The 7,420-nt window shown below is 72.5% G+C and carries 7 protein-coding genes and 1 pseudogene; 4 read left to right on the plus strand and 4 right to left on the minus strand.

Features of this window, described 5'->3' with window-relative positions; all coding sequences use genetic code 11:
• Window positions 1-12: 12 nt before the first annotated feature.
• Window positions 13-408: a flagellar basal body rod protein FlgB gene (locus tag GXW76_RS11690; RefSeq protein ID WP_211862201.1), complete on the minus strand. Its 396-nt coding sequence runs from the start codon at window positions 406-408 to the stop codon at window positions 13-15.
• An 87-nt stretch (window positions 409-495) separates the two neighbouring features.
• Between GXW76_RS11690 and GXW76_RS11695 the strand changes: the two genes are divergently transcribed.
• From GXW76_RS11695 to GXW76_RS11710, 4 genes are all read left to right on the plus strand, one after another.
• Window positions 496-774 carry a hypothetical protein gene (locus tag GXW76_RS11695; protein ID WP_211862202.1) on the plus strand — a complete coding sequence of 93 codons (279 nt, stop codon included), beginning with the start codon at window positions 496-498 and terminating at the stop codon, window positions 772-774.
• Window positions 775-805: 31 nt separating this feature from the next.
• Window positions 806-1,069, plus strand: a complete 264-nt coding sequence (locus GXW76_RS11700; protein ID WP_211862203.1) for a flagellar biosynthetic protein FliO — start codon at window positions 806-808, stop codon at window positions 1,067-1,069.
• Window positions 1,066-1,803 carry a flagellar type III secretion system pore protein FliP gene (gene fliP, locus GXW76_RS11705; RefSeq protein ID WP_211862204.1) on the plus strand — a complete coding sequence of 246 codons (738 nt, stop codon included), beginning with the start codon at window positions 1,066-1,068 and terminating at the stop codon, window positions 1,801-1,803. The genes GXW76_RS11700 and fliP overlap by 4 nt, the downstream gene beginning before the upstream one ends.
• Before the next feature lie 105 nt (window positions 1,804-1,908).
• Window positions 1,909-3,339 carry a hypothetical protein gene (locus GXW76_RS11710; protein WP_211862205.1) on the plus strand — a complete coding sequence of 477 codons (1,431 nt, stop codon included), beginning with the start codon at window positions 1,909-1,911 and terminating at the stop codon, window positions 3,337-3,339.
• A gap of 13 nt (window positions 3,340-3,352) precedes the next feature.
• Here GXW76_RS11710 and speE read toward each other — a convergent pair whose 3' ends face one another.
• From speE to GXW76_RS11725, 3 genes and pseudogenes are all read right to left on the minus strand, one after another.
• Window positions 3,353-4,222, minus strand: coding sequence for a polyamine aminopropyltransferase (gene speE / locus GXW76_RS11715; protein WP_211862206.1), 870 nt, complete (start codon window positions 4,220-4,222; stop codon window positions 3,353-3,355).
• A gap of 80 nt (window positions 4,223-4,302) precedes the next feature.
• Entirely contained in the window at window positions 4,303-4,761 is a 459-nt protein-coding gene (gene speD / locus GXW76_RS11720; RefSeq protein ID WP_211862207.1) for an adenosylmethionine decarboxylase, read from the minus strand.
• A gap of 162 nt (window positions 4,762-4,923) precedes the next feature.
• Window positions 4,924-7,420 (minus strand): annotated as a pseudogene (locus GXW76_RS11725) (hypothetical protein); the annotation flags it as partial.

Here is a 7,420-nt window from a genome sequence, read left to right on the forward strand (position 1 = left end):
ATCCCTCCCCGGTTACGAATTGCGCCCGAGCGCGGTGCGGAACATGCCGAGGTAGCGGCGGTGCAGCCCGACCGCGAGCGCATGCGCCGTCTCGGTATCGGCGATGCGCATGGCTTCCCGATCCAGCGCGACGCCATTGCCGTCGAGGCTGCGCTCGGCGAGGCGCCGCTCCGGCCGCGCGCGCGGGTCGTTGCCGCCCGCGCCGGACATGTGCTGCGGATTCGTCTGCCGCATCGCTGCCGCGGGCGCTGCGGCCGTGAGGCTCTGCGCGAAGGGCGTCAGGTCGGATGGCCGGTAGCCCGGCGTATCGGCATTCGCCACGTTCTGCGCCAGCACGCGCTGGCGGGCGTCGAGCCAGCGCAGCCGGGTTTCGGCGAGCGCGACGGGGCCGGTGCGGGTCGGGTCCATGCCGCCATTGGTGCCATGCCGCCGCGAAGGATCGGTTAACGCCGCCGACAACCGCGCGGTAACCACCCACCGTGTTGGATGGGTCCGATGAACCGGACCACGCCCCCTTCCGCGGATGCCGAACGCGCGCGCCAGACCACCGCGCTGCTCGCCGCATTCGAGGCGATGGAAGGCACCCTCTCGGTCGCCGAGGCGCTGCTCGCCGGGCGCCGCCGCATCGATCTCAGTGGCCTGGAGAACGAGATGGGCCGGCTCTGCGCCGCCTCCCTGCTCGCCCCGGCCGAGGCGCTGCCCACCATCCGCACACGGCTCGAGGCGCTGCGCCTCGCGCTCGACCGGCTGGAGGCCGGGCTTCCGCGCCCCTGACGACACCCACCCGCCGGCAGGAGGCCGCGGCATGATCCCCGAGACGACCCAATGGCTCACCGCCGCCGCCGCGCTGCTCGGCGTGCTGGCGCTCATCCTGCTCGCCGCGCGGCTGGCGCGCCGGGCTGGGCTCGCGCCGCGCGCCGGCGCGGGGAGGCTGCGCGTCGAGGAAACCCTCGTCCTCGACGCACGCCGGCGCCTCCTGATCGTGCGCTGCGACGGGCGCGCGCTGCTGCTGCTGACCGGCGGTACGCAGGACCAGGTGGTGGGCTGGCTGCCGGAAACCCCGGCATGAGGCGCGCGCCGCCGGCGCTTGTCGCGCTTCTGCTGCTGCTGCCGGGCGCGGCGCTGGCGCAGAGCGTCGCGATCGACCTCGGCCAGGCCGGGCAGCCGGGGGCGACGGCGCGGCTCGTGCAGCTCACGGCACTGATCGGGATGCTCTCGCTCGCCCCGTCCCTGCTGGTGATGGCGACTGCCTTCGCGCGCATCGTCATCGTGCTGTCCCTGCTGCGCAGCGCCATCGGCGCGCAGGGCATCCCGCCGAATCCGGTGCTGGTGGGGCTCGCGCTCTTCCTCACCTTCTTCGTCATGCAGCCGGTCTTCGAGGCGTCCTGGACCCAGGGCATCCTGCCCATGACCGAGGGGCGCCTCGGCGAGATCGCCGGGCTGGAGGCCGCCGCCGAGCCCTTCCGCCGCTTCATGGCGGCGAACGTCCGGGAGGACGACCTCACCCACTTCATCGACCTCGCCAACCTGCCCGCGCCGGCGAGCGCCGAGGCCGCCCCTTACCGTGCCCTCGTGCCCGCCTTCATGGTCAGCGAGCTGAAGCGCGCCTTCGAGATCGGCTTCCTGCTGTTCCTGCCCTTCCTGGTGATCGACATGGTGGTGGCGAGCGTCCTGATGTCGCTCGGCATGATGATGCTGCCGCCATCCGTCGTGGCGCTGCCCTTCAAGCTGATCTTCTTTGTGCTGGTGGATGGCTGGCGGCTGGTCTCGGCCAGTCTGGTGCAGGGCTTCGCCGGCGGGTGAAGGCAGCACAACCCCGCGGCGAGCAGGCGCGGCCGGATCAACCATTTGTCGACAGGACCGACCTCCTACCGATATCGTAACGGCAACGGAGAGAGGGATCGCGCCATGAGGGTGTTCCTCGCGGCCCTTGCATCGTTCCTCGCCTGTTTCAGCGCCGTCGCCCAGCCGGTCGCGGAAGGCCGGCGGCAGGCCGGCGATCTCATCGCCTGTGGCCCCAGCACCGACAGCTTCGCCGCCCCCGAAGGCCACATCCACGCGAGGCGCCCCTGGATGGCCCCCCAGGAACTCGTCGCCTACCTCACCGAGGCCGCCCCGCGGCTCTCCATCAAGGCCGGGCAACAGACCGCCAAGGCGGTGCCGACAGCGCAGTTCCGCCTCGCGCGGCCGACGACCGTCTCGCCGGAAGACTGGAGCCGCGCCTGGCTCGAGGCCGTGCTCTACCCCGCCGGCACCTCGCGCACGGCGATCCCGGCCGAAAGCCTCGTCGTCGGCATCGTCCAGCCGCATACGCCTTCCGAAACCGAGACCGAGGTCATCGTCGAGTTCCCCAGCGCGAGCACGGGCTGGCTGCCATCGCGCTGGGAGGTGGTGCTTCTTATCTGCGTGGATGTCGGCGCGGGCACCAACCCCAACCTCGAGAACAACCGCATGGTGCGGGAATTCGGCCGGGTTACGCTCTACTTCTCCAGCCTGAAGCTCTCGGCGGCGATTGGAATCGGCACATTCGCACTGCTCTATGTCGTGCTGGCATTCACCGCCGCGCGGCTGCACCGGCGCCAATACGAGGTGGCGCGCGCGGCGGCGGAACGCGAGGCGCGGCGCAGCATCCCCGCCTGGCAGTTCGCCCTGCGCCCCACCGTGATCACGCAGGATGCCTTCGGCTACTGCAGCCTGGCGCGCTTCCAGGTGCTGATGTTCACCCTCGTGCTCGCCGGCGTCTATGCCTACGTCATGGCGCGCACCGGTGGCCTGCCGACGCTGTCGAACACGGTGCTGGCGCTGCTCGGCATCACCATGACGGGCTCGACCCTGGCCCGGGTGATCGAAGGGCCGGTGGTGGACACGCCGAACCGGGTCTGGCTGCTCGGGACCGGGGTGATCGATCCCTCCCCTCGCATCCCGCGCTGGCAGGACATGCTGGCGGGCGAGGGGGAAATCGATGTCACCCGCGTGCAGGCGCTGGCCTTCAGCATCTTCGCCGCGCTGGCGCTGGTGGTGAACGGCACGGGGGACCTCGAGCATTTCGAGATTCCGGAACAGCTCAACTACCTGATCGGCCTGTCGCAGGCGGTCTACGTCGCCGGCCGTGCCCTGCCGCGTGAATCGGCCAACCGGCTGAACGAGGAGGTGCGCGCCGCGCGCGAGGCCGAATTGCAGGTCATCGCCAAGCCGGGCGACCAGGCAGCGGAGCTCGCCTTCGAGACGGCGCGCAACGCTCTCGGCACCTCGCTCTTCGACTTCTTCGGCGAGCGCTTCCAGGCGCAGCGGCTGATGCAGCTGCGCCCGGGGGACCGGCCGACGCCAGAGATATACTGAATACCGCCGCGCCTCACCGGCGCGGCAGGTGCTCGGCGATGAAGGGCGGCAGGTGGAAGGCGCCGGCGTGGATTTCCGGCGTCCAGTAGCGCGTGGTGCCGAGAATGCCCGCGGCCTCGGCGCGGCGGCGGATCTCCTCCACCGGCACGGCGCGGCAGGACGCATCCTTGGCCGCCCAGCCGAGCGTCATGAAGCCGCCCACATAGGTCGGCACCACGGTGAGATACGCCCAGATGTCCGGGAAGGACTTGCCGCGGCGGACCGAGGTGTCGCGCAGCTCGTCCGCCTGCATCTGCGGCACGCCGCACTGGTTCACCAGCACGCCGCGCGGGCCCAGCAGGCGGGCACAATTGGCGTAGAACTCGTCGGTGAAGAGCACTTCGCCCACGCCGATGGGATCCGTGCTGTCCACGATCACCACGTCGAAGGAACCGGCCGGCGCGTTGCGGACATAGTCGATGCCGTCGGCGACCAGCACCTCCGCGCGCGGGTCGTTCCACGCGTCGCCGGCGATGTTCGGCAGGAATTCCTTCGCGAGGCGGATCACCTCGCCGTCGATCTCGACCATCACGGCCTTCTCGACGTTGCGATGCTGCAGCACGCGGCGCAGCACGCCGCCGTCGCCCGCGCCGATGATCAGCACGCGCTTCGCGTCGCCATGGGCCAGCAGCGGCACATGGGCGATCATCTCCTGGTACGAGAACTCGTCCGCCTCGGTGATCTGCACCACGCCGTCGAGCATCATGACGCGGCCATGAGTCTCGCTCTCGAAGATCATGATGTCCTGGAAGTCGGACTTCGCGCGGGCGAGTTCGCGCTTTACCCGGAAGCGCTGGCCCCAGGCGGCATAGATCGTCTCGTTCACCCAGACGTCGAAGGTCATGAGGATGATCCCCCTTCACGCAAAGAGGGGCCGGGCGCTGCCGCCCGGCCCCTTCCAAGAGGCTTGAACGCGGTGAAGCGTCAGCCGATCAGGCCGCGCTTGTGCTCCGAAAGCTGCACCCGTTCCGGCAGGAAGCCGCGCTTGAGCGCCGGCAATGCCTTATATGGGTCGCAGTCGCCGCAAACGAAGATGTCCAGCGCCGCGTAGTCGCGCTCCGGCCAGGAATGGATGGAGACGTGGCTTTCCGCCAGCACCAGCACGCCCGACACTCCGCCATTCGGCGAGAAGTGGTGGAAGTGCCCGTGCAGGATCGTCGCACCGGTCGCCAGCGCGGCATCACGCAGCACCGCATCGATGTGCTCGGGGTCGTCGAGGTTCGTCGCGCCCCAGAGGTCGATGATCAGGTGCGTGCCAGCGTAACGAACGCCGTTGCGCGCGATAAAGTAATCCTTCTCGGGGCTCACCGAGCGGTCTTCGTCAATGTTCCGGGTGTCGCTCGGCAGATCCGAGACCATCCCCGGTTGGACGAGAGCATCCATGTTAAGGGCTCCTTCCAGCCAGCAGATGACCAGGGCGATCGGTGAATTCCGATCATTGGGTCAACGGCGGGGGCATATGGGGCAAGGGGGTCCGGCGCGCAAGCGAAATCACGGCGACGGGACCGTAAAAATTGCAGACCCCCCCACCGGGGGACGCGCATCTCATCGCGCGACCTGCACCGGTCCCCGCAAGGCCTCCAGCCGCGAGGGCATTGCGCGCAATACTCCGATCTCCCGTTGCAGACGCGGAAGGTCGGCCACGCCGCGCAGCGGATCGGCGGTGAGCATGGCGAATGCCTCGGCCAGCGGGCCGCCTTCCATGCGCGCGCCATGGGCCGCCCGGAGTTCGGCGAGCGCCGTCTCGTCGCCAGCCAGCGCGGCATAGGCCGCCGCGCGCGCCACGGCCATGCGCTCCGCCTGGCCGAGCGGCGCGGGTGCCGGCGGCAGTTTCGCCGCCAGGTGCTGGCGCTGCGCGGCAGCGGCGGCAGGCCAGTCCCGCGCTTCGGCATGGAGGTCCGCGCGTGCCTCTGCGCCGGCGGGACCCAGCGCGGCGAGAACCGACATCGCTTCATCCCGCGCGCCGCGCCGTGACAGCGCCCGCACGCGGATCAGCGCCCGCGCCGTCGCAACCGGTTCGGGCATCGCATCCGCCGCGGTCGAATCGAGGGCCGCGAGTGCAGCGCCCGCATCACCTTCCTCCATGCGCAGCGCGGCGAGCCGCGCGCCGATCGCCGGCCGCGCCGAAGCCCCCGCCCGCGACAAGGTGCGCTCGAGAAGCGCCGCCGCGCGCCCCGGCAGGTCGAGCCCCGCAAGCCGGTCCGCGAGCAGCAGCACCGCAGCCTCCCCGCGCTCGCCCTCGGGGAGGAGATCGGGGTGGGCGTCGAACAGCGCGGCAGCGGCAAGGGGCGGCGCGGTTTCGAGTGCGGCGGCGAAGGCGGTGGCGAGGTCGGGACGCAGCGCGGCCGTCTCGTCCGGGAATAGGCGCGTCGCCTCGTCGAGCAGCGCGAAGGCCTGCGCCCCCTGCCCCGCCGCGATCCTGAGTGCGGCGATGCGCCGACGTGCGGCCACCTCCTCCGCACCACCGCGCCAGGCGACGAGCGCCTGGTCCAGCAACGCCGCCGCGGCAGCCGGATCGATCTCTCCCGCCGCGAGGCGCAGTTCCGCCGCGCGGCGCATCGCCACCGCGCGCTGCCGGCGATCCCGCCCCCGCGCCACGGCGGCGTAGCCTTCCAGCGCGTCCGGCTGCCGGCCGGCGGCCTCCGCGAGGATGGCGCGCGCGAGGTCGAGCCCCGGCACGTCCCCGGCCTCGGCAAGCAGGCGCGCAGCGGCTGGCGCCTCGTCGCCCATCGCCATCGTCTCGAGCGCCAGCGGCAGCAGGCGCACGCGCAGCGGCTCCGGATAGGCGAGCAGGAGCGGCGCCCCCGCGACCAGCGCGGAAGCGGCCCCCGCCTCACCTTCCGCCGCGCCGAGCAGGGCGCGCCAGAGCGACACCTCGTCGCGCCGAGGCAGCATCGGGTCGAGGATGCCCCGCGCCTCGGCGGGCCGTCCGGCCAGCAGCGCCGCGACCCCCTGGGCGAAGACGAGCCTCGCGTCCTCGCGCGCCCGGGGATCCTCCCGCAGGCCAAGGCCCGCCATGGCCTGCGCCTCCTGCGGCATGCCGAGGGCGAGCAGCGTCTCGGCCGCATCCCGCCGGCGCGCGCCGCGCGCAAGGGGCGGTGCCTCGTTGACCGCGAGCAACTGGATGCGCAGCCGTTCCATCAAGACCGGCACGGGCGCGACCGGCAGGTCGAGCAGCCGGGTCATGGCGACGACCTGCGCCGGCGGCTCCCGCCCGGTGGCGCCGCCGAGGGCCAGCGAGCCACCGGCCGCCTGCACGGCGATGCCCTCGGCGAGCGGACGCAGCGCGACGCGGTCGGAGCGCGCCAGGACCGCCGCGCCCATCATGCTCGGCAGCAGTTCCAGTTCCGGCAGGCGCCGAGCCAGGGCCAGGCCGGGGCCCGGACGGCGCAGGGTGGCGACGAGCAGCGGCTCCCCCGTCTCCGGGTCGGCCAGGGCGACGATGCCACCGGAGACATCGCCGCCGGCGCCTCCCTGCAGCAGCAGCCTTGCAGGCGGGCCGGGCTCCGCGACCACGCGCAACGTACCCAGCTCAGGCGGCGAGGGAGCGCGCGTCGCCTCGATCACCCAGGAGGCACCTTCGCGGCGCGCGGCCAGACGCGCCGGCGCCGGAAGGCGCAGCCGAAGCAGCGTGCCCTCCCCGGCCGGAAGCGCCTCCAGCCCTCCGAAAACGGGATGGCCGCGCAGCGCGGCGAGGTCGAGCACGAGGGGCCGGTCCAGAACGGCGTGAAGCACCTCGCCGCGGCGGAACAGGGCGAGGCCGGTGCCGTCCTCTGCCGGGACGGCGATCGCCACGGCGTCGCGCAACGGGCGGACCGCCACCGCATCGGGCGCGGGAAGGGAGGCGACGGGCGCAAGCACCGCCGACTGCGTGGACGACGCGATAGTCGGCGTGGTGCCAGCGGCAGCGACCGAACTGCCCGGGCGCGTGACGGCCACCGGAGCGGCACCGCCGGCCGGGGCCGGGGCCGCAGCGGGCTCGGTCGGGCCGGGCGGATTGTCCGGACGCGGGGCTGCCGCCGGCTCGGCTGCACGGGGCGCG

Source organism: Neoroseomonas soli, assembly GCF_018129065.1.
Lineage (GTDB): Bacteria > Pseudomonadota > Alphaproteobacteria > Acetobacterales > Acetobacteraceae > Neoroseomonas > Neoroseomonas soli.

What these genes read in the sequence shown, in the direction of transcription:
- GXW76_RS11690 (WP_211862201.1), bottom strand. Translation starts at nt 408, where the DNA reads ATGGACCCGACCCGCACCGGCCCCGTCGCGCTCGCCGAAACCCGGCTG.
- GXW76_RS11695 (WP_211862202.1), top strand. Translation starts at nt 496, where the DNA reads ATGAACCGGACCACGCCCCCTTCCGCGGATGCCGAACGCGCGCGCCAG.
- GXW76_RS11700 (WP_211862203.1), top strand. Translation starts at nt 806, where the DNA reads ATGATCCCCGAGACGACCCAATGGCTCACCGCCGCCGCCGCGCTGCTC.
- fliP (WP_211862204.1), top strand. Translation starts at nt 1,066, where the DNA reads ATGAGGCGCGCGCCGCCGGCGCTTGTCGCGCTTCTGCTGCTGCTGCCG.
- GXW76_RS11710 (WP_211862205.1), top strand. Translation starts at nt 1,909, where the DNA reads ATGAGGGTGTTCCTCGCGGCCCTTGCATCGTTCCTCGCCTGTTTCAGC.
- speE (WP_211862206.1), bottom strand. Translation starts at nt 4,222, where the DNA reads ATGACCTTCGACGTCTGGGTGAACGAGACGATCTATGCCGCCTGGGGC.
- speD (WP_211862207.1), bottom strand. Translation starts at nt 4,761, where the DNA reads ATGGATGCTCTCGTCCAACCGGGGATGGTCTCGGATCTGCCGAGCGAC.